The organism is Providencia sp. AGC89 (assembly GCF_053543535.1).
In genome coordinates this window covers 81,723-101,274 of record NZ_JBIXLP010000001.1, presented here as the reverse complement: position 1 = coordinate 101,274, position 19,552 = coordinate 81,723, and the positions used below count along the sequence as shown (strand labels likewise).

Below are 19,552 nucleotides of genomic sequence, written 5' to 3'. Positions count from 1 at the left end.
AGCAAAGAAAATTCCTGATTGTTATTTATCATTAATAATAAAAAATGGCTATTGAATGAGCAGGATCGACATTTTGTATTAATAAACATCCGAAACTGTCCTGTTTGATATATGATTCAAAGAGAATTTAACTAAGGGGTGGTTATGAAAGTACTTCGCGGCCTTGCGCAATACTATGTCGATTTGATGATGAAACTAGGGCTGGTGCGGTTTTCACTATTACTAGCATCCGCGCTGGTTGTTCTTGCCATGATAATGCAGATGGCCGTGACAATCTTTTTGCGAGGGCATGTTGATAGCCTCGATATGGTCGGGTCGATTTTCTTTGGCTTAATCATTACCCCTTTAGCGGTTTATTTTCTTTCGGTTGTTGTTGAGCAGTTAGAAGAGTCGCGGCAACGTTTGTCGCGCATGGTCGATAAACTTGAAGTCATGCGTAAGCGCGATGCGGAATTAAACATTCAATTACATGGCAATATTGAGCAACTAAATCTTGAAATACAAGAGCGCGAAAAAGCTGAAAGAGCGCACTTGGAACTGCTTGAACAACTCAAACAAGAAATGAAATATCGAGAGCAAACACAGGTTGAACTTGAACAACAATCGGTGTTGCTGCGCTCATTCCTTGATGCATCACCGGATTTAGTTTATTACCGCAACGAAAATAACGAGTTTTCAGGTTGTAACAGAGCAATGGAACTGTTGACTGGTAAAAGTGAAAAACACTTAGTTGGGTTAACACCTCTAGATATTTATGATGTCGAAATTGCATCTAAAGTAATGGAGACTGATGAAAAAGTTTTCCGCCATAATGTTTCCCTCACTTATGAACAGTGGCTGGTTTACCCTGATGGCAGAAAAGCCTGTTTTGAGTTACGAAAAGTCCCATTTTATGACCGAGTAGGTAAACGGCATGGCCTTATGGGCTTTGGTCGCGATATAACAGAGCGTAAACGCTACCAGGAGGCGTTAGAGAACGCGAGCAGGGAAAAGACTACCTTTATCTCAACGATAAGCCACGAGCTTCGTACGCCGCTTAATGGCATCGTTGGTCTTAGTCGTATTTTACTCGATACGAATTTAACTTCAGAACAATCTAGCTATTTAAAAACGATTCATGTCAGTGCAGTGACATTAGGGAATATTTTTAATGATGTCATTGAGATGGATAAAATTGAGCGTCGTAAAGTCCAACTAGATAACCAACCCGTCGCATTACCTGAGTTTGTGAATGATTTAGAGAATCTAAGTGGGTTATTAGTTCAGCCCAAAGGGCTTAAATTTGTTATGGATGTGGCACCTACTTTGCCAAAAACGGTGTTAACTGATGGGACGCGTTTACGGCAGGTATTATGGAATTTAATTGGGAATGCGGTTAAGTTCACGCAACAAGGTGAGGTCAAAGTAAGTATTTGGCAAGAGCCTGAAAACAAAATCTTTTTTAGGGTAAAAGACAGTGGTATTGGCATACCTCAGGATGAGTTAGATAAAATCTTTGCGATGTACTATCAAGTAACAGATTCTGCTGGTGGTAAACCTGCAACAGGGACGGGGATTGGTCTTTCTGTATCACGTCGGTTAGCACAAAATATGGGGGGCGACATACAGGTTGAGAGTGAAATAGGCCAAGGTTCTACTTTTACTTTATCAATTACAGCGCCTGTGGTTGAAGAAGAAGTCGCTGAACATCAAGACAGTGATGATGATTACCCACTACCAGCCTTGCATATTTTATTAGTGGAAGACATTGAACTCAATGTTGTTGTTGCGTGTTCTGTATTAGAAAACCTTGGCAATACAGTTGATGTAGCGATGAATGGTAAAGATGCATTAGCAATGTTTGCTCCCGGTGAATATGATTTAGTGTTATTAGACATTCAATTACCAGATATGACAGGTTTAGATATTTCTAGGCAGCTTAAACAACAGTATGACAAAGAAGATTTACCGCCATTAATAGCCTTAACGGCAAATGTCCTTAAGGATAAAAAAGAATATTTTGATGCGGGAATGGATGGCGTATTGAGTAAACCGTTGTCGGTTCCTGCTTTAACTCAAGTTATAGAACAATTTTGGGGGGAGCATACTTCCCAAAATGAGGAAGTTGAAAACCGCGATGTCACATCACAAGTTGATGAGTCTATATTAGATTGTGACATGTTAGAGCAATACATTGAATTAGTCGGCCCCAAACTGATTTATGATGGGTTAGATGTTTTTGAAAAAATGTTGCCGGGTTATTTAGCTATTCTTGATTCGAATATGGTGGCTAAGGACCAAAAAGGTATTGTTGAAGAGGCCCATAAAATTAAAGGTGCCGCTGGCTCTGTTGGTTTAAAGAATTTACAGAAAATCGCACAGCAAATTCAATCTCCTGATTTACCAGCATGGTGGGATAATGTTCAGGAATGGGTTGATGAATTAAAACAAGACTGGAAAGCAGATATAGAAACTTTAAGAAACTGGGTTGATGAGCGTACAAAAAAATAACCCCAACCGAAGTTGGGGTGCGCGAATACTGCGCCAACACCAGGGAAATCGTTGATCTGCATGTATTTTTTGTTCTTGGCAAATCATTAAATTAGGTATATCACCGTAAAGGGCAACATCAAGATACCAAAATTTAGCGAATCTGTTACAAGATTCATTAAAATCTGTGATGAAGATTGATGTTTCTACCCTTTAGCGCTTGAGAGATAATTTACTACAAATGGAGGAAGATATGAAATCAATTGCGGTTATTTTAAGTGGCTGTGGTGTTTTTGATGGAAGCGAGATCCATGAGTCTGTATTAACTATGTTGGCTTTGAGTCAAAATAATGCTGAAGTTCATTTTTTCGCTCCTGATGATAATCAACCTACTGTTATTAATCATATAACTGGTGAAGAAAAATCAGAGAAACGTAACCAATTAGAAGAATCTTCTCGTATTACACGTGGGAAAATATCGCCTTTGTCGTCAGCTGATGCATCAAAGCTAGATGCCCTCATAATTCCTGGTGGTTTTGGTGCTGCAAAAAACTTATGTAATTTCGCAGTTAAAGGAAGTGAGTGTGAAATTAATAAAGAACTATTAAGTTTAGTACGAGAAATGCATCAGCAGAAAAAGCCGCTAGGGCTGATGTGTATTGCTCCTGTCATGCTTCCTAAAATGTTAAATACATCAGTAGAACTAACTATTGGTGATGATAGTGAAACGATTGCTCAGATAGAGAGCATGGGAGGGAAGCACGTCAAATGTACTGTAGATGACATTGTAGTTGATGAGGTTAATCGAGTTGTTACAACACCTGCTTATATGCTGGCTCAATCAATTTCTGAAGCAAATATAGGTATTAACAAGCTCGTTAAGAAAGTATTGGAAATGGCGTGATTATTTAAATGCTAACTTTTGTTTCTAGATTGTGGCACTGGTTAAAGAAGATCACAATTTCATTACTTGTGGTGTGGCTTTTTTCCGTCATTCTTTTTAAATATGTACCAGTGCCATTTTCAGCAGTAATGGCAGAAAGACAAATTACTGCATGGTTAAACTTAAATTTTTCTTATGTATCTCATTCTAAATGGGTAGATGAAAATCGTATTTCTCCGTATGTTTATTTGGCTGTAATTGCCGCTGAAGATCAAAATTTCCCTCATCACTGGGGTTTTGATCTTGATGCAATTGAGAGGGCTTATCAACATAATATGATCAATAAACAGTCAGTCAGAGGGGCATCTACCATTTCTCAACAAACTGTAAAAAACGTATGGTTATGGGATGGAAGAAGCTGGATAAGAAAGGGGTTTGAAACAGCAATGACTCCAGTTATGGAGCTCTTCTGGTCTAAAAAAAGAATACTCACTGTTTATTTGAATGTTGCTGAGTTCGGAGAGGGGGTTTTTGGGGTAGAAGAGGCTGCAAATAAATTCTTTAATAAGCCTGCTAGCAAGCTTACAATGAATGAAGCTGCATTATTAGCAGCAGTTTTACCTAATCCTCATAGGTATAGCGTAAAATCACCCTCTTCTTATGTTTTAAAAAGGCAAGCGTGGATCTTGAATCAGATGCGCTTATTAGGCGGTAAGAATTTTCTGAAAATAAACCAATTGGCTTCGGAATAAGATAAAAGCCATGGTTTTTAACTCATGGCTTTTATTTTTATACCAATATATTATTGTTTATGATTAATTGAGATAAGTGAATGCTGTGGTTACTCGGCGAACACCGTCTGTTTCGCTCGCAATTTTTGCTGCTGCATCACCTTCTTGCCTTGTTAATACCCCCAATAAAAAGACTTCACCATTTTCTGTGATGACTTTTACACTGCCCGATTTAACACTGTCACTGGCAAGAATTTTGGATTTTACTTTGGTTGTTAACCAAGTGTCTTTTGAGGCTGTGCCTAAATCAACAGGTTCACCACTACGAATCTCATTATAAACAGCAGTAGTTCCTTCAACATTCGAGGCGATTTGTTTCGCACGCTCAGCCCAAGCCATGTCAGGGCTTTGCCCCGTTAATAACACATTTCCTTTATACGCAGTCGCGATAATGCGTGCTTTACCTGTTATTTCCTTATCTTTATTAAGTTGTCCACTAACACGTGCTTCTAAGGTGCCATCGTCAACTTGCTGACCAACTGTGCGAGGATCTGTAGCGCTTTTCGTTGCAACAGCAGCAGAGCCGACAACAGCAGCACCAATACAACCTTGTAAAAGAATAGTACTCATGATTATGGCAAAAACTGGTATTAATCGCATTTTGTCTCCTTAATCGTCCTGATGAGGGAAAAGGGTATTATCTATGAGGTCGCACAGACAATTTACAGTAAGTAAATGAACTTCTTGGATACGAACACTTCTTTGAGATGGGATCCTAATTTCAACATCTTGTGGGCCAAGTAACCCTGCGAGCTCTCCACCGTCATAGCCAGTGAGAGCGACAATGGTCATATCTCGCGTTACCGCCGCTTCAACAGCTTTAATAATATCACTGCTATTACCATGAGTAGATATTGCCATTAGAACATCACCATGCTGCCCCAATGCCCTAACTTGTTTAGCATAAATTTCGGACGGTTGTTTGCTGCCTGAGATAGCGGTTAATACAGCATTATCGGTATTAAGTGCCAATGCAGGCAGGCTAGGACGTTCAGTTTCGAAACGGTGGATCATACTCGCGGCGAAACGTTGTGCTGTGGCAGCAGAAGCACCATTACCACAACATAAAATTTTGTTACCATTTAGCAATGATTGAACCATCATCATTGCAGCTCTGGATATAGTATCCGGCAGCGCTTCAGCAGCTGCTATTTGAGTTTGAATACTTTCAGTGAAACAAACTTTTATACGGTCTAGCACTGGTTTTTTCCTATCAAAATTTACCCGTCATACTTCGTGCTGTAGCGGTGTTGGCTACGCTCGCTAACCCTAATCACATACTTATGTATGCTCATAGGGATTAGCTTACTTGCCGCCTTGCTACAACACGAATTATTTAGGGTAATCCCGTCATATCCCATGCTGTAGCGGTGTTGGCTACGCTCGCTAACCCTAATCACATACTTATGTATGCTCATAGGGATTAGCTTACTTGCCGCCTTGCTACAACACGAATTATTTAGGGTAATCCCGTCATATCCCATGCTGTAGCGGCGTTGACTACGCTCGCTAACCCTAATCACATACTTATGTATGTTCATAGGGATTAGCTTACTTGCGGCCTTGCTACAACACGAATTATTTAGGGTAATCCCGTCATATCCCATGCTGTAGCGGCGTTGACTACGCTCGCTAACCCTAATCACATACTTATGTATGCTCATAGGGATTAGCTTACTTGCCGCCTTGCTACAACACGAATTATTTAGGGTAATCCCGTCATATCCCATGCTGTAGCGGCGTTGACTACACTCTTGCAGCCTTGCTACAACGAAAAGTAATATTTGTAGCGTTGTTGATTATACTCGCTAATTTATTCAGGTAGCTTATTTGTCATTCAGATTACGAATACTAGCCATCTTCGTTAAATGCGTTTTGTATCCATTCAAATTGGTTACCCGTTATTGCGCAGATATCAAAACGGCACGAGCTGGTATCGAAACTTTCTTGCCTTTGCGCAAGCCATAATTTTGCAGCGGCTAATAATTTTCTACGTTTATGCCAGTTTACTGATAAAAGTGCATTACCGTAATCACCATTTTTACGAAAACGTACCTCGATAAATACCCAACCAGTATTATCGCGCATTATTAAATCGATCTCACCGGCTCGATTTCTTGCATTACGTTCGACAAACGTTAGCCCTTGTTGTTTCAGGAAAGTGAGTACTTGGTGTTCATAGTACCGACCTGTTAACCATTTTAAGGGTTTCTGGATTGTTTTCATGACGTCCTTGTCTGAAAAGTCACCTTCTCGATGACTTGTTTATACCCTATTGAGCAGGAAGGATCTTCCCTTGCTTGAACTGTAACCAAGGTAATTCGCGGAAAACAACACAATTAGGTGTTGTTGTGAGTACTCCGGATGCACCATTAATACGTAATTGTTCTGGTTGCTGTAATTTATCGAAATTATTAGCTAATGACCATGCATCAATACCCATTGCATATAAGCGAAATAGTGAGTAGTCATTATTTAACTTTTGTTGAGCCTGTTTGCGTAAACTATTGTTTGCACCAGCTAATAAAGGGACCTCGCTGAACTTAACACCGTCCATTTCGAAGCGGTAATCAGCCCCTGAACCTGCTTGGTTACTACGTGAGCTCGTATAAAGTGCTGGACGTGAACGGGTGCTAATTGCCATTTCTATCATCGGTTTGATAAGCGTCAGCTCGTCACGTGTCGCCACAATATAGACACCATCAATAGCACCTGTTGAATCTTCAATTTGAGGGCTTAATTGTGGGCTAACTGTTTCCCCTGTATTAACAGGTGTTCCAGTCATACGGATACCAGCACCGCGGTTAATGGATTCTTTTAGCGAAGGTACTGAACCAAAGGTTTGCATTAACACGGTCGAGCCGCCTTTCTCTTGCCAACCTTTAGCGAAGGCTTTGGCAATTCTATCGCCAAAGGCATTTGCTGGCACTAATACGAGAGGCATTTGTTTGCCTTCAGACCTCATATAAGCGGCTGCATTTTGCGCTTCATCTTCTGGAGATAACGAAAAATAACAGAGGTTTGGACGAGGTTGTAATTGGTTGCTATCGAGTTCGTTAAGCGCAAGAACGCTAACAGGAGCACCCATTTGTGCTATCACATTTACATCTGTTTTCAGCAGCGGCCCGACAACAAGGTTAAATCCTTCATTTTTAGCTTGTTCAAGCAGTTGAGGCATTTGTTGATTGGTGGTATCAAAGACTTTGATCGTTTGTGTATTTGTCGGAGTAGCATCAATACGTAAAGCGGAGGTTACCAAGTCATTATCGGTGGTGGCAGGCGCTTCACCCGTAGTCGCTGCGACTTCTGCATAAATTTGGTCGAGTATATCATTACCGCTACTTTGAGCGTTCGCTGTGTTAGCCGGAAGAGATGTGGTTTGCGGGAGCCCTTTTTGAGCATCCATAAACCCTTGCATGATGGCTTGACCGAAAACCTGACCTTGCCCACTCATCGGTAAAAATAGGGCTATTTTCGGGGTTGTGCCAACACGCGGTAACATTGCTTGGAGCAACTGGGTCGGGGGAATTGTGGCCCCTGGGTTATTTGAATAACGCATTTTCCAGTCGTTGAAACCGGTGCGTAGCGCATCAGGGTCATCTTGGTTGTTTTGATAAATATCTAAAAGATCGACCCAACCTTGGAGAATATATTCATCAGCCTCAATTCCGTGGACTTGTTCTGGCGTTAACTGTGTTAACATCTTCCAGAGGCCATCAATATTGGCTTGGCGCTCAGCAGCTGTTTTTAATAAAGGCTCTTGGCTAATATAAGCTCGCAGGGCTTCCATTGAGGGCTTGCCTTGAGCAGCATCAATGATGGCTTGGTAGCTGCTAACATCAGACGTACTTTGCTCAGGTGTTTTTTGGGTGGGCGGGAAGTAATCCGATACCATTTGGCACCCTGACAATGCAAATATAGATAGCATTGCTGTGCAGATTAACCCTTTTTTCAAATGCAAAAAAATTGAAGGACGCATACTGTATCCAATGGTGTATTTTTCAATTGCTTAATTTTAAACCGGCTATTCGGATGAAACAATGAACCAACCTAATCAAGCTGTGGTTATGGCATCCACGCTGTATATCGTCCCAACCCCAATTGGTAATATGGGTGATATCACGCAACGTGCGTTGGATGTTCTTAAACATGTTGACCTTATTGCGGCAGAGGACACTCGGCATTCAGGCATTCTTTTACAGAATTTTGCGATTAATGCACGACTGTTCGCTCTACATGATCATAATGAACAGCAAAAGGCAGATCAATTAATTAGCAAACTTCAACAAGGCGATAGTATCGCATTAGTCTCTGATGCAGGTACACCTTTAATTAATGATCCAGGTTATCATTTAGTCAATCGTTGTCGTGAGGCTGGTATCCGTGTTGTGCCTTTACCCGGCGCCTGTGCAGCGATTACTGCGCTGTCTGCTGCCGGTTTGCCTTCAGACCGTTTTTGTTATGAAGGTTTTTTACCTGCTAAAACAAAAGGCCGTAAAGACGTTTTACAATCACTTGAACAAGAAACTCGGACACTGATTTTCTATGAGTCAACCCACCGTTTGTTAGATAGTTTAGCAGATATGGTAGAAGTCTGGGGACCAGAACGTCATGTTGTTTTAGCTCGGGAATTGACTAAAACGTGGGAGTCAATTGAAGGCCGTCCAGTAGGTGAATTGTTGGCGTGGGTAAAAGAGGATGAAAACCGCCATCGCGGCGAAATGGTGTTAATTGTTGAAGGCTATAAGAAGCCAGAGGATGATTCGGCTATTTCCCCTGATGTGGTTCGCACGTTAAATTTATTACAAAAAGAGCTTCCCCCTAAAAAAGCGGCAGCGATTACAGCCGAAATTTATGGGTTAAAGAAAAATATGTTGTATAAATTGATGCTTGATAATCAAAGCAATGAATGATTTTTAGGCAAATAAAACGGTTACATTAATATAAGTGGTAAATTGCAGGTGCTAGAGTCTGTACAAGCTACAACAAAGTGCCTATAATTCGCCGCGGAGTTGGCCAGACAACCGCTGCTTTATCGTTGTCCCTTCGGGAGACGGGTAAAGGGGAGGAAAGTCCGGGCTCCATAGGGCAGGGTGCCAGATAACGTCTGGGAGGCGCAAGCCTACGACTAGTGCAACAGAGAGCAAACCGCCGATGGCCTGTTTACAGGATCAGGTAAGGGTGAAAGGGTGCGGTAAGAGCGCACCGCGCGACTGGCAACAGTTCGTGGCACGGTAAACTCCACCCGGAGCAAGACCAAATAGGGGTTCATATGGTGCGGCCCGCATTGAACTCGGGTAGGTTGCTGGAGCCAGTGCGCAAGTGCTGGCCTAGATGAATGGTTGTCCACGACAGAACCCGGCTTATCGGCCAACTCCCATTTTTTCGTCATACTTAGCGCTGTCACGGCGTTAGCTTCATTCAGCCACACGGGTCACATACTTTTGTATGCTCCCCGTGCTGTCTTCACATCGCTGCCTTGTTACAGCACTAACTATTTAGAAAAAATCTCAGTTTGTAGTGCTTTAAGCTGTCCTATGTTGGCGTTGCTCGTCAACTCGAGTCACATACTTTTGTATGCTCCTTTTTTTCGTCATACTTCAAGTTGTGCCTGTGTTGGCGTCACTCGTCAACCCTAGTCACATACTTTTGTATGCTCCTAGGGATTTCCTCATTTTGCCGCCTTGGCACAACTCGAATTATTTAGCAAAAACCAACGATAATATTTTTCTATTTCTATTTTTCTGGTCAACCTTCACCATTTTGTTGTATCAAACCATCAACGTCACAACCCCCTGATGCAAATCAATATGTTTTCTGAATATGTAAATACAATAATGGTATTTAAAATGCATGTTAAAGAGATGGGCGTATATGACCAAAAAACCACGTATAAGGTATCAACGCCGCCCCGGTACGACAGGGGGAAAGCTTCCTTGGAATGATTGGCGGAACGCATCAACTTGGCGGAAAGTTGTACAATTCACACTCTTGGCGATAAACCTTTATATCGGTATTACTTTCTATTACTGGGTTCGTTACTACGAAACTGGTGGGGCAACGCTTTATCTTCCTCGTCCGGGTGGGATTGAGGGTTGGCTACCTATTGCTGGGTTAATGAATTTAAAATACACATTAGAAACAGGCAGTTTTCCGGTAATCCATGCGGCCTCAATGTTTCTTTTGGTTTCTTTCATAATTATTAGCTTATTATTGAAAAAAGCCTTTTGTTCGTGGATGTGCCCAATAGGGACAATTTCTGAATACACGGGGAAAATAGGGCAAAAACTGTTTCGTTATCAAAACCAAATCGATTTACCTAAATGGTTAGATATTCCTCTAAAAGGCTTAAAATATTTACTATTAGCTTTTTTTCTCTATATAGCATTATCCATGCCTGCACAGATGATCCAGTATTTTATGATGTCGCCTTATGGGATCATCATTGATGTTAAAATGCTCGATTTCTTTCGCTACATTAGCGGTGTTACCTTGGTGAGTGTTATTGTTCTTGTGGTGATTAGTTTGTTTATTCGCAATGCTTGGTGCCGTTATTTGTGCCCTTATGGTGCATTGTTGGGGCTATTTTCGTTATTTTCCCCCGTAAAAATTCGTCGAGATGTGGAAAGCTGCATTGATTGCGGAAAATGTGCCAAGAACTGCCCGTCGCGTATTCCAGTCGACAAGCTCATTAAGGTAAGAACGGTGGAATGTACAGGGTGTATGACGTGCGTGGAGTCCTGCCCTGTTTCTTCAACCCTAAATTTTTCATTACAAGTGCCAAGAAAAAAACGCCAAATCCCATTGTCTGGGGTAATTATGTTAGTTTTAACTCTGGGAATGTTATTTAGTGTCATCGGGGTTGCTGCTTACTTTGGTGTGTGGGATAGCCCTGTCCCCGATAATTATTGGTTTCATATTATACCGAATGCACGAATGATAGGTCATTAATATATAATGAAAAAAGCCCCACTACATACTAGATGAGTGGGGCATTTGTTGTTTTGTCATTTGTCACAATGACTGTTTTTTATAACATCTCGCTTATATTTATTTTCCGACTTCTTTTTACTGCTTTAACGCATCAATTAACCGCTTGCTTAACCATCTGCAATAATTGACGAACTTCTTCTGGGCGAGTATTGCCCGTATTTTTATCAATGATTGAGCTATAAATATGAGGAATGATTTTCTTCACGCCTGCATCAAGGGCTATTTGCAAAATTTCCGCAAAGTTATCTAAATCAATACCGCCAGTAGGCTCTAAAGAAAAATCAAATTCAGCACAAGCTTTAGCAATGGCTTTATATTCTTCAATATATTTTAACCCTTTCATATTAAAGAACTTAACAGAGTCAGCGCCCATATCTTTAAGCATCATGATTGCGGTTTCAATGGGGACAATGCCATCTGGGGCTTGTGAGCTTAATGGGCCTGTAGAGATTTTTACCATGCCAACCGTACCTGTCGGTGAGATTAATGCGTTAACGAATGTCTCGGTTTGGCCTAATAAGGCTCGGCTAATGGGAGCACCTGTAAATACTTGATTTACATGCTGTGGTTGAATTTCCTGTGAAATTAAAGACACCATGGTTGATTGGTTTGGATCGCCAGCCCCAAGACCAACCGATAACGCATTATCCGTCTCTTGCGCGTAGATGCGCATATCAGCTATGGCACTTTCTAAGTCAGGGTAATTTTTGGATAATACACCGACAACGACAAAGGTTTCCGCTGCGACATAAATGTCTTTAGCATTTTGGTGGCTACCAGCCAACACATTTAAACAGACACGGTCACGGTAAAAATTCGGTGACAATTTCATTTTAAAATCCTTCTACTAGCAAACGAATATTCTTTGAAATGACATCAAGTTGTTCATTGCTTACACTACGGATATCCGCTTCAACTTTTCCTTCATTAGCTTTGTATTCACGGAAATAAATGGCGGTATTCCCCTGTTTCAACTCAGCCATAATCTGATAGGTCGTTTTGCCAATAACATTTTCATCGAAGCTAATTTCAGTACGTGCAATATCGCGTCCTGCGCCATCCCATACCACTTGCGCAGAGATGCCGTTGATATCATTTAGGTCACTGATAAATTTACTCATTCGATTAACCATTTCAGCGCCAGTTTCTTTTGTCGCACTCAGATATTGTTCGATAGCAAGTGTGAGCCCTAAAATACCTTCTTTACCGACTTTCATTGCTCGGCCGATACCTTGGCTTTGGCGTTTAACCCACTCGATATATTGTTTTTTACCAATAACGAGACCGCTGGTTGGGCCTTCAATAGCTTTGGCACCACTGTAAATAACAATATCGCCACCAGTGTGATAATAAGCCGTTAATTCCTCTTCTGCCGCAGCATCAACAATCAGCGGTAGCTGGTGGTCATGAGCGACTTTGGCCGCTTGCTCCACAGTTAACATGCTTTTTTGTACGGTATGATGTGATTTGATATATAAGATGGCTGCGGTTTGAGGGGTGATTTTTGCCGCGAGTTGTGCAGCACTGCATTCATTAGCAAAACCAGCTTCAATGACTTTACCTCCGCCGAGTGTCACCATGGTGTCGACGGGGGCGCCAAAGTTAACATTATGGCCTTTAGGTAAAATAATTTCGCGAGGAACCACTTTGTCGGATGAATGCAGGTTGAGTAGTAAATCATCGTCGTCTTGCACGATCACCGCGGCAACAGCTTGGGCAATACCGGCAGATGCACAAGACACCACAACAGCAGCTTCAACATCTAATAAACTTGCAATGTATTCGCCTGTTTTATTGACTAAATCTTTAATTTCAAAATAGTGATTTAACCCATAAGCCACTCGCTCAACCACTTCAGGTGTTGGGGTCGATACACCAAGGGCGGTCATACGGCCAGAAGCATTAATAACGTGTTTTAACTGATATTTATCATAGATTGATTGCATGTTCAGATTCGCCTTCTGCATGAATAATATGTTTTCCACCGACAATTGCGGCAATAGGAACAAAGCGGTGAGTCCCTATGCGATGTTCACCTTCTGCATCAGTGAGTTCAGTCGGTTCTTCTTTTAAATCAAATAGCGTAATATCTGCATCGAAGCCCGGTTTTAGATAGCCTTTCGCTGGAAGTGACAGCAAGTCAGCAGCTTTTTCTGTGACACAACGTAAAACTTGCTCAGCACTAAAGCCCATGCAGAGGAATTTCGTCATTACAAAAGCAAGGCTATACACTGGCCCATTTACGCGGTTTCGGTGATAGATATCTGAACTGATGATGTCTGGATAAGTCCCAATACGCATGGCTTGCTCTGCAACTTTAAAGCTAAAGCTTTCGCCGCCATGACCAACGTCTAAAATAACACCACGCGCCAGTGCTCTGGCAATTGAGGGTTTTAGGTAGCCATCATCACCTAAAATTTTATTTGGCTTGCCATTAAAGCAGTGAGTAATGATATCCCCACGGGTGAGTAAATCGGCAACTTCATCAATATTTGGGGGGTTATTACCAATATGCACCATTAGCGGGAGATGATGTTTTTTCTGCATTTCTTTTGCTTTGATTAAAGGGGTAATTCCGTTTTCACCCACCACGCTTTTGCTCATACGCGCTTTCATACCAACAATGAAGCCATTATGGCGCTCAATGGCCTCTTGGAAGCAAGTTTCATTGATATTGTTCATATCTGACAATTCATTTTGTGCAATGATGCCAATACGAGAGATATTCAATAAAGAAAAGACATTGGTTTTCGATTTTTGGGTGAGTTGATAAAATTTATCAACATCATCAGCGCCTACACTACCTGCATCAACCAGTGAGGTGACTCCACCCGCAGCACCTGCTAAGTCGGGGTCATCGAAGTAGATAGGCGATTCAACAAAACAATGTGCGTGAGAGTCGATCCACCCCGCACTTACATAGCATTTTCCTTTCAGGTCAATAACTTTGTCTGCTTGTTGATTGTTGGCCAGCTCTGGGCCTGCGGCGTCGATTTTTCCATCTTTGATAAGAATATCGATAATTGCACCATCGATACGTTTAGCTTGTTTGATGATTAGAGTGTACATAAGTTGCCTTCTTCATACTCGATGCTTGTCATACTCGTCATACTTCAAACCGCAGCGTTGTTGCCTGTTGTTTCACTACCCTAGCCACATACTGGTGTATGCTCCTAGGGATATCGTCGTTTGCTGCAATTTGAATTATTTAGAGTATGTCTAACTGTTTGTTCTAAATGATATAAACCGTAGCGTTTTCGTTAACCTATATTCCGAGAGAATGCGGATTAAGCGGCGATTGGGAAGAAATAACCGAATAACATCGCACCTAAAATTGCACCGCCTGCAACAGGTTTTTGCCATACATAGAAAACCAATGCGCCGATTAAAGAACCAATACCAATTGGGATGGATGCAGCCATTGCAGCAAGGATAATCAATGGCCCAAGGAATCGACCTGATGTGTTACCTGCACCCATCATGACATCAGCCCCGAAGGTTGAGTTGGCTTGGGCAATTGTGAATTTACGTGCAAATACGATTAACAGACCGATTAACACGCCAAGGAGTAAACCCGTAAGCAGTGACATCCAGAAGTTGGTCACTAAAATATCCCAGCCCGCGGCTAAGAATAGAGCAGGAACACCTAGACCAATCCCCGTTTGTAATGCGCCACCGATATCTAAGATACCGACTAATGAGCCTTCAATGATCCGAGCGAATAGGAAGCTAGCACCGAAAGCCGCTACTGCACCGTAAACACCAGTATCTAACCCTGCACGCAGCATGGCTACGAAGGCCACTTCGTTAAACGCTCCGAAGCCATAGACGACATACATGTGAGTACCTGCAAAGATCCCTGCGGATAACAGCCCAACAAAGATTGGGAAGGACCATTCAGCGTACCAAAAATCTTGTTTGTTAATTTCAGTTGTCATGATTATTTCCCGCTTAGCAGTCCGTGGACGTATTCAAGCCATAATGGTTTATCTAGGTTGAAGGAGGTGATCATCTTCAGGTCAAACTCACGGAAGAAACCACTTAATACAAACAACAACACGACAGTGATCATCATAGTACGAGTGATACGGTTCCAACCGTTGTCATCAACACCTTTACCAATCAAGATACCTAAAACTAAACCAGGGATAGCGTTACCCATAATTAACTGTGCGCAGCCTCCAAATAGGGTGGCCCAGAAACCGGAACGACGGCCCGCATCCATCGCAGCTAACCAGAAAATGACTGGCATTACGGTGTTGACGAGTAAGTTAGCGGCGGGGACTAATACATTGACCGCCGTGGTTTGTAATGCCGCTGGAACAGCAGAGGCGGTGGTATTTAAGAACGCAACCACGACCGCACCGATAATGGCACAAGCAATCGCCATTTTTTTCGGGTTATGCAGTGTGTCTGCTACGCTGCGGTTTTTGGTTAACAATGCGGCCGCGCCCCAGTTTGGGATGATGCGGTGGTCGACATCTTGGGTAAATGCACCAGCTGCAACAGATGAAGCCCATGCGTTAAAGAAGAACCCTAAGCCGAAAGAAAAGTGTGAAGCTGGGTCGCCTTCACAGGCGTTAAGTTCACCCAAAGTACGAAATGCCCCCATACCTTGTACGGTTGGTGCGTGGAACATCCGCGCTGCCCCGGCTCCTAAACCGAAGCCGCAGAGCCCACCGATAATTAGGGACATGCCCAATATTTCTAAAAAAGATGCAGTTTCACTCATGGAATTAACTCCAGACCTGATTGCTATTATTGTTCTGTAAATGGTATTTCGTTGACAGAAAGTAAGGTGACATCCAGCGAAACGTCGAGTACAACACGAAAATGTTCACGCTTGCGTGGCAAAAAGATAAAAAGAAACTTTTCTGTTCGCGATTGTGAGTGAGCACTAACAACCTCAACATCCTTTGGTTCTATCCGCAGGATGATATCTGTATTGTTTTTCAGTACGGTTTTTTGAATTGAATTTAAGGCGTCAGCAATGGCTTTTTGTTTGGTATCGCCTTGCCCTGTTACCCGTACAACCGTTTCGATAGATTTTTTCATTAAGCGTTGCCGTATTTTTTATTAAAAGCTTTAACTAAGCGCTCACCTAACTCTTCCTTGTCCATAAAACCAAAACCTAGCACGTTGCAACCATCCGCAATGGCGGTCTCTCCCTCTTCGATAGAACGCATCCCATAACGAGCTTTGTAACCATATTTAGTTTGAGCGGTAATAGCGCCTGCGCCGCCGCTACCACAAAAAGAGATACCTAAATCGGCTTGCTCTGCATTCATAACATCACCGAGTTTCATATCCGCAGCAACACCAGGAACGACAATGGCTTTACCACCCGCAGCTTCCACACCTGCAGCCACTTTTTGGCCTTTACCTAAGCGATCTCCGATAACAACAACCATCTGTTTCATAAAATATTCTCCAAATTCTACAATGTTAAAAATTAATCATTCGCGCGAGCGACTTCAAAGTGAACAGAGAGTAAATAGGTCTCTTCTTGTGCCAAGCCGGGTAACGTGTCGACAACGCGTTGTGCTAGTGCAATTGAATGTGCTGATATTTCGTCAAACAGGCTGATATCGATTTCTGGTAAGGCTTCACCCGTTTTTGCTCTTGCCACCATGGCTCGTAAGTGAGATTGCAACATTTGTTGTTGTACATCTGTAGTGTAGCAGTCCTCCTGCTTGAGCCAGTCAGTAATCACTGCCAGCAGTTTTTGTGTCACCTCATCGATATCGAGGTTATGTTCTAACATCTTAAAAACTACAACTGATTCACTCATAACTATTTAAAATCCAAAGTAATATTGCAAGTTAGACCACTCTGTTCCTTCATGCTTAATACCTTAATACGTCCATACTCATTTTTGCAGGCAATGAATTTCCACTTATAAGTGGAAATTATTTGGAAGTTAGAACTTACAAGAATGGTTTATTTTTTAGACTATTTGGAAAATAAGTGGAAAAAACGGATGTTTATCAACTATTGTTGAATAATTAAATTATGGGGTTTTCTTTAAAATTTTATATCTATCAAATAGATATGATTTTTTATAAACAAGTGGAAATGGAAAATAGAATTGGAGGGTAAAGTGGAAGCTCTAAATGGAAGCCATCTAATGTATCTGATAATGACTTCCACTTAGCCATTTAGCGTGTAAAATCACCAGTTTTGGATAGGAAAACATTTGATGGAGTTGTGGTTAGGATCACGTAAAAACTATCAATCATCATTTTTCCATTACTAAGTGGAAGTTGCTCTTAACTTAAAGAATTCGCGCTAGGCTATCTTTAGCGATCACTTGGAATTCATTAAAGTTTTTGACGCCTATTAGGCGGCGAGTGGTTTTTTCCTTCACAAAGGTGACGAATAAATCATAGATTGCCATGGCTTCTTCATAATCCGCTTTGCTGATAGCCAATAGAAAAATAACATAAGCGTTTTCTTTCGTTTCTTTATTCCATTCAATACCTTGTGGAGCAACGACAGTGGCAACGACGGTTTTATTCGCCAATAACCCTAATGAATGCGGCAGTGCAATCCCTTCCCCAAGTAATGTGGAAACAATGGATTCGCGTTCTTGCAAAGAAGGATAGAAATCTGAAGTGATATAACCTTCCCGTTGTAATTTATGGCACACGGTTTGAAATAACTCTGCTTGGCTAATTTTTTCGTTAACGACCATAAAAAAGCGTTCATCAAAGAAGCGTTCAATGATGTAGGGGCGTGTTTGGTCTACCATGGCAAGGCGGCCCACTTGCTCTAGCTGGTAAGGTGTAGGAAAAGGCGCGATTTTGATGACGGGTTTATTTTTTTCCGAAACACGAACTGTAGTAATGACAAAATCTTCCGTAACTTCATTTAGCGATTCATATTCTTGCAGTGTTAAGCCGCGACTAAATTTAAGTTGTGGAAATTCACGCATAATTTTTGATTCAACGACTCGGAAGGTTGAGTTCCCTGCATCAGTGACTACGAGTACCTCGGTCTGGCGAATTGAACCTGCACCGTAATTTCGCTCAAGGCTAACCCCAATATGTACGGCTAAATAACCTAATTCGTCTTCGTTAATAGGGTGGGGAAGTAATTGCTTACTTGCACTCGTTAAAGCACTTAAGGTGACATCGTAAGCAAAAGGATAATATTGTTTAATATCAGAGAGTAATGGATTTGGCGTAGAAATATGGTATTGCAGGCGGGTGATTAGCGCAGCAAGATGAGTGTTGAGGTCTTTTTTAAGTTTTTCATCATTACGCAAATCGTAGTTATATAACTCGTTGATATAGCTTAAAATATATTCGGATAATTCATTGTGGCTCCCTACTTTTTGGCTGCTCGGGTCTTGATTGCTAATGCGTTGAGCTATGATTTGATCGTGTAGGTAACTGAGCTCAGCCCCTGAAAGGTCATTGCCAAGAAAGTAAATTAGGCCTTTCGATATTTCATCACATGCCTTGCGGATCACTTCTTCGCTATCATCATTTTTTACCGTTGTCGTTAGTTCATGGCCGCGAGTAATACGCAAAATAGTTACAGCACAATTAAAAACAAGGTACAAATGGCCTTCATTGCTAATACGAATATCGAACCGATTCATACTGTTATGTAGGACTTTGTCAATATATGTTAGGTCTAAATTATCAAGGCAATCAGGGCGGAAAGACGTTAAGTCTGGGGTTAACTGTGCGGAATATCGGCGCCATAACGTTTCGGTCATGCAAGCACGAACGGCCCATTCACTACCATTTAACCGAATACCTTGATGGGGAATACTTTCTAATGAAATTTGATATTTATGTAATTGTTCCCTGACCGCTCCCATGTCTTGCTGTAAAGTACCTCGACTGATAAACCATTCTTCAGCGATATCATCAAGCTTTACTGGCAGGGATTGCATTAGTAATTTGAGAAGCAAGGCGTCAATGCGTTCTTTGCTCGTACGAGGAATGCTATTTTCCTCTTCAGTTTGCTTGGTGAAAGTGGCAAACAGGGCTTCATCCTCAATTTTTAACCGATAACCATGACCACGCTCATACACAATGTGTGCGCTATATTCCTGAATCAATTCATTGATTTCATTGATATCTGAACGAATGGTTCGTGTTGAAACTGAGCAAAGTTTTGCTAGCTCATCTTGAGGAACGACCTCATTGAGTATTTGTGCAAAAATTTGGTTGTGTCGCTGCTGCGTAAATAGGGCCACTAAAACACCTTTAAAATCAAAATCAAAAAGTATTTGAGTTAGAAAAGAACGTATTTTCTTTCTCTCTAATGGCAGGACTCTATCATAAGGGTGTCAATATGTAGGACATGTAAATGATTAAATTTGCGAATCCGTTCGCAAATTTAATCATGATATTGAAAAAAATTGAGTCTTAAAGGAAAGAATATGATGTTGAGATAGCTA

At 41.6% G+C, this 19,552-nt stretch carries 18 protein-coding genes and 1 other RNA gene; 6 read left to right on the top strand and 13 right to left on the bottom strand.

Annotated elements, in window-relative coordinates; genetic code table 11:
- Positions 1–144: 144 nt before the first annotated feature.
- From arcB to mtgA, 3 genes are all read left to right on the top strand, one after another.
- Positions 145–2,490 carry an aerobic respiration two-component sensor histidine kinase ArcB gene (gene arcB / locus ACIPUA_RS00460; RefSeq protein WP_042846202.1) on the top strand — a complete coding sequence of 782 codons (2,346 nt, stop codon included), beginning with the start codon at positions 145–147 and terminating at the stop codon, positions 2,488–2,490.
- A gap of 232 nt (positions 2,491–2,722) precedes the next feature.
- On the top strand, positions 2,723–3,373 hold the full coding sequence (gene elbB, locus ACIPUA_RS00455) for an isoprenoid biosynthesis glyoxalase ElbB (protein ID WP_048606189.1): 651 nt from the start codon (positions 2,723–2,725) through the stop codon (positions 3,371–3,373).
- Positions 3,374–3,381: 8 nt separating this feature from the next.
- Positions 3,382–4,104 carry a monofunctional biosynthetic peptidoglycan transglycosylase gene (gene mtgA, locus ACIPUA_RS00450; protein ID WP_071548612.1) on the top strand — a complete coding sequence of 241 codons (723 nt, stop codon included), beginning with the start codon at positions 3,382–3,384 and terminating at the stop codon, positions 4,102–4,104.
- Positions 4,105–4,167: 63 nt separating this feature from the next.
- On the opposite strand, the gene dolP is transcribed toward mtgA, so the two are convergent.
- The 4 genes from dolP to ACIPUA_RS00430 all read right to left on the bottom strand — a co-directional run bounded on the left by dolP (position 4,168) and on the right by ACIPUA_RS00430 (position 8,122).
- Positions 4,168–4,743: a division/outer membrane stress-associated lipid-binding lipoprotein gene (gene dolP, locus ACIPUA_RS00445; protein WP_349483638.1), complete on the bottom strand. Its 576-nt coding sequence runs from the start codon at positions 4,741–4,743 to the stop codon at positions 4,168–4,170.
- Positions 4,744–4,752: 9 nt separating this feature from the next.
- Positions 4,753–5,343, bottom strand: coding sequence for a DnaA initiator-associating protein DiaA (diaA, locus tag ACIPUA_RS00440; protein WP_449059185.1), 591 nt, complete (start codon positions 5,341–5,343; stop codon positions 4,753–4,755).
- Positions 5,344–5,994: 651 nt separating this feature from the next.
- Positions 5,995–6,369: a YraN family protein gene (locus ACIPUA_RS00435; protein ID WP_042846196.1), complete on the bottom strand. Its 375-nt coding sequence runs from the start codon at positions 6,367–6,369 to the stop codon at positions 5,995–5,997.
- A 46-nt stretch (positions 6,370–6,415) separates the two neighbouring features.
- Positions 6,416–8,122 (bottom strand): penicillin-binding protein activator, encoded by a 1,707-nt coding sequence (locus tag ACIPUA_RS00430; protein WP_042846194.1) that lies wholly within the window; start codon positions 8,120–8,122, stop codon positions 6,416–6,418.
- Positions 8,123–8,183: 61 nt separating this feature from the next.
- Between ACIPUA_RS00430 and rsmI the strand changes: the two genes are divergently transcribed.
- The 3 genes from rsmI to ACIPUA_RS00415 all read left to right on the top strand — a co-directional run bounded on the left by rsmI (position 8,184) and on the right by ACIPUA_RS00415 (position 11,094).
- Entirely contained in the window at positions 8,184–9,056 is an 873-nt protein-coding gene (rsmI, locus tag ACIPUA_RS00425) for a 16S rRNA (cytidine(1402)-2'-O)-methyltransferase (RefSeq protein ID WP_042846193.1), read from the top strand.
- Between the two features lie 95 nt (positions 9,057–9,151).
- Positions 9,152–9,525: RNase P RNA component class A (gene rnpB, locus ACIPUA_RS00420), an RNA gene on the top strand.
- Positions 9,526–10,017: 492 nt separating this feature from the next.
- A complete protein-coding gene (locus tag ACIPUA_RS00415) occupies positions 10,018–11,094 on the top strand; it encodes a 4Fe-4S binding protein (protein ID WP_254178405.1) in 1,077 nt (358 codons plus the stop codon).
- Positions 11,095–11,227: 133 nt separating this feature from the next.
- On the opposite strand, the gene dagF is transcribed toward ACIPUA_RS00415, so the two are convergent.
- The 9 genes from dagF to ACIPUA_RS00370 form a co-directional block, all read right to left on the bottom strand.
- Positions 11,228–11,968: a 2-dehydro-3-deoxy-phosphogluconate aldolase gene (gene dagF / locus ACIPUA_RS00410; protein WP_042846191.1), complete on the bottom strand. Its 741-nt coding sequence runs from the start codon at positions 11,966–11,968 to the stop codon at positions 11,228–11,230.
- A 1-nt stretch (position 11,969) separates the two neighbouring features.
- On the bottom strand, positions 11,970–13,082 hold the full coding sequence (locus ACIPUA_RS00405) for a DgaE family pyridoxal phosphate-dependent ammonia lyase (protein ID WP_042846190.1): 1,113 nt from the start codon (positions 13,080–13,082) through the stop codon (positions 11,970–11,972).
- On the bottom strand, positions 13,066–14,205 hold the full coding sequence (locus ACIPUA_RS00400) for an amidohydrolase/deacetylase family metallohydrolase (protein WP_042846189.1): 1,140 nt from the start codon (positions 14,203–14,205) through the stop codon (positions 13,066–13,068). The genes ACIPUA_RS00405 and ACIPUA_RS00400 overlap by 17 nt, the downstream gene beginning before the upstream one ends.
- A gap of 218 nt (positions 14,206–14,423) precedes the next feature.
- Positions 14,424–15,074, bottom strand: a complete 651-nt coding sequence (locus ACIPUA_RS00395) for a DUF4310 family protein (protein ID WP_042846188.1) — start codon at positions 15,072–15,074, stop codon at positions 14,424–14,426.
- A gap of 2 nt (positions 15,075–15,076) precedes the next feature.
- The gene (locus ACIPUA_RS00390) at positions 15,077–15,868 is read right to left on the bottom strand and encodes a DUF4311 domain-containing protein (RefSeq protein WP_042846187.1); all 792 of its coding nucleotides are present in this window, start codon (positions 15,866–15,868) and stop codon (positions 15,077–15,079) included.
- A 26-nt stretch (positions 15,869–15,894) separates the two neighbouring features.
- Positions 15,895–16,191 (bottom strand): DUF4312 family protein, encoded by a 297-nt coding sequence (locus ACIPUA_RS00385; RefSeq protein ID WP_042846186.1) that lies wholly within the window; start codon positions 16,189–16,191, stop codon positions 15,895–15,897.
- Complete coding sequence (locus ACIPUA_RS00380) at positions 16,191–16,556, bottom strand: SFCGS family glycine-rich protein (RefSeq protein WP_042846184.1); 366 nt, start codon at positions 16,554–16,556, stop codon at positions 16,191–16,193. The genes ACIPUA_RS00385 and ACIPUA_RS00380 overlap by 1 nt, the downstream gene beginning before the upstream one ends.
- 32 nt (positions 16,557–16,588) lie before the next feature.
- Entirely contained in the window at positions 16,589–16,927 is a 339-nt protein-coding gene (locus ACIPUA_RS00375) for a transcriptional antiterminator (RefSeq protein ID WP_042846182.1), read from the bottom strand.
- Positions 16,928–17,410: 483 nt separating this feature from the next.
- Complete coding sequence (locus ACIPUA_RS00370) at positions 17,411–19,348, bottom strand: BglG family transcription antiterminator (RefSeq protein ID WP_217008102.1); 1,938 nt, start codon at positions 19,346–19,348, stop codon at positions 17,411–17,413.
- Positions 19,349–19,552: the final 204 nt, after the last annotated feature.

Coding starts and splice junctions, on each gene's coding strand:
- arcB (WP_042846202.1), top strand. CDS start 145: ATGAAAGTACTTCGCGGCCTTGCGCAATACTATGTCGATTTGATGATG.
- elbB (WP_048606189.1), top strand. CDS start 2,723: ATGAAATCAATTGCGGTTATTTTAAGTGGCTGTGGTGTTTTTGATGGA.
- mtgA (WP_071548612.1), top strand. CDS start 3,382: ATGCTAACTTTTGTTTCTAGATTGTGGCACTGGTTAAAGAAGATCACA.
- dolP (WP_349483638.1), bottom strand. CDS start 4,743: ATGCGATTAATACCAGTTTTTGCCATAATCATGAGTACTATTCTTTTA.
- ACIPUA_RS00435 (WP_042846196.1), bottom strand. CDS start 6,369: ATGAAAACAATCCAGAAACCCTTAAAATGGTTAACAGGTCGGTACTAT.
- ACIPUA_RS00430 (WP_042846194.1), bottom strand. CDS start 8,122: ATGCGTCCTTCAATTTTTTTGCATTTGAAAAAAGGGTTAATCTGCACA.
- rsmI (WP_042846193.1), top strand. CDS start 8,184: ATGAACCAACCTAATCAAGCTGTGGTTATGGCATCCACGCTGTATATC.
- ACIPUA_RS00415 (WP_254178405.1), top strand. CDS start 10,018: ATGACCAAAAAACCACGTATAAGGTATCAACGCCGCCCCGGTACGACA.
- dagF (WP_042846191.1), bottom strand. CDS start 11,968: ATGAAATTGTCACCGAATTTTTACCGTGACCGTGTCTGTTTAAATGTG.
- ACIPUA_RS00405 (WP_042846190.1), bottom strand. CDS start 13,082: ATGCAATCAATCTATGATAAATATCAGTTAAAACACGTTATTAATGCT.
- ACIPUA_RS00400 (WP_042846189.1), bottom strand. CDS start 14,205: ATGTACACTCTAATCATCAAACAAGCTAAACGTATCGATGGTGCAATT.
- ACIPUA_RS00395 (WP_042846188.1), bottom strand. CDS start 15,074: ATGACAACTGAAATTAACAAACAAGATTTTTGGTACGCTGAATGGTCC.
- ACIPUA_RS00390 (WP_042846187.1), bottom strand. CDS start 15,868: ATGAGTGAAACTGCATCTTTTTTAGAAATATTGGGCATGTCCCTAATT.
- ACIPUA_RS00385 (WP_042846186.1), bottom strand. CDS start 16,191: ATGAAAAAATCTATCGAAACGGTTGTACGGGTAACAGGGCAAGGCGAT.
- ACIPUA_RS00380 (WP_042846184.1), bottom strand. CDS start 16,556: ATGAAACAGATGGTTGTTGTTATCGGAGATCGCTTAGGTAAAGGCCAA.
- ACIPUA_RS00375 (WP_042846182.1), bottom strand. CDS start 16,927: ATGAGTGAATCAGTTGTAGTTTTTAAGATGTTAGAACATAACCTCGAT.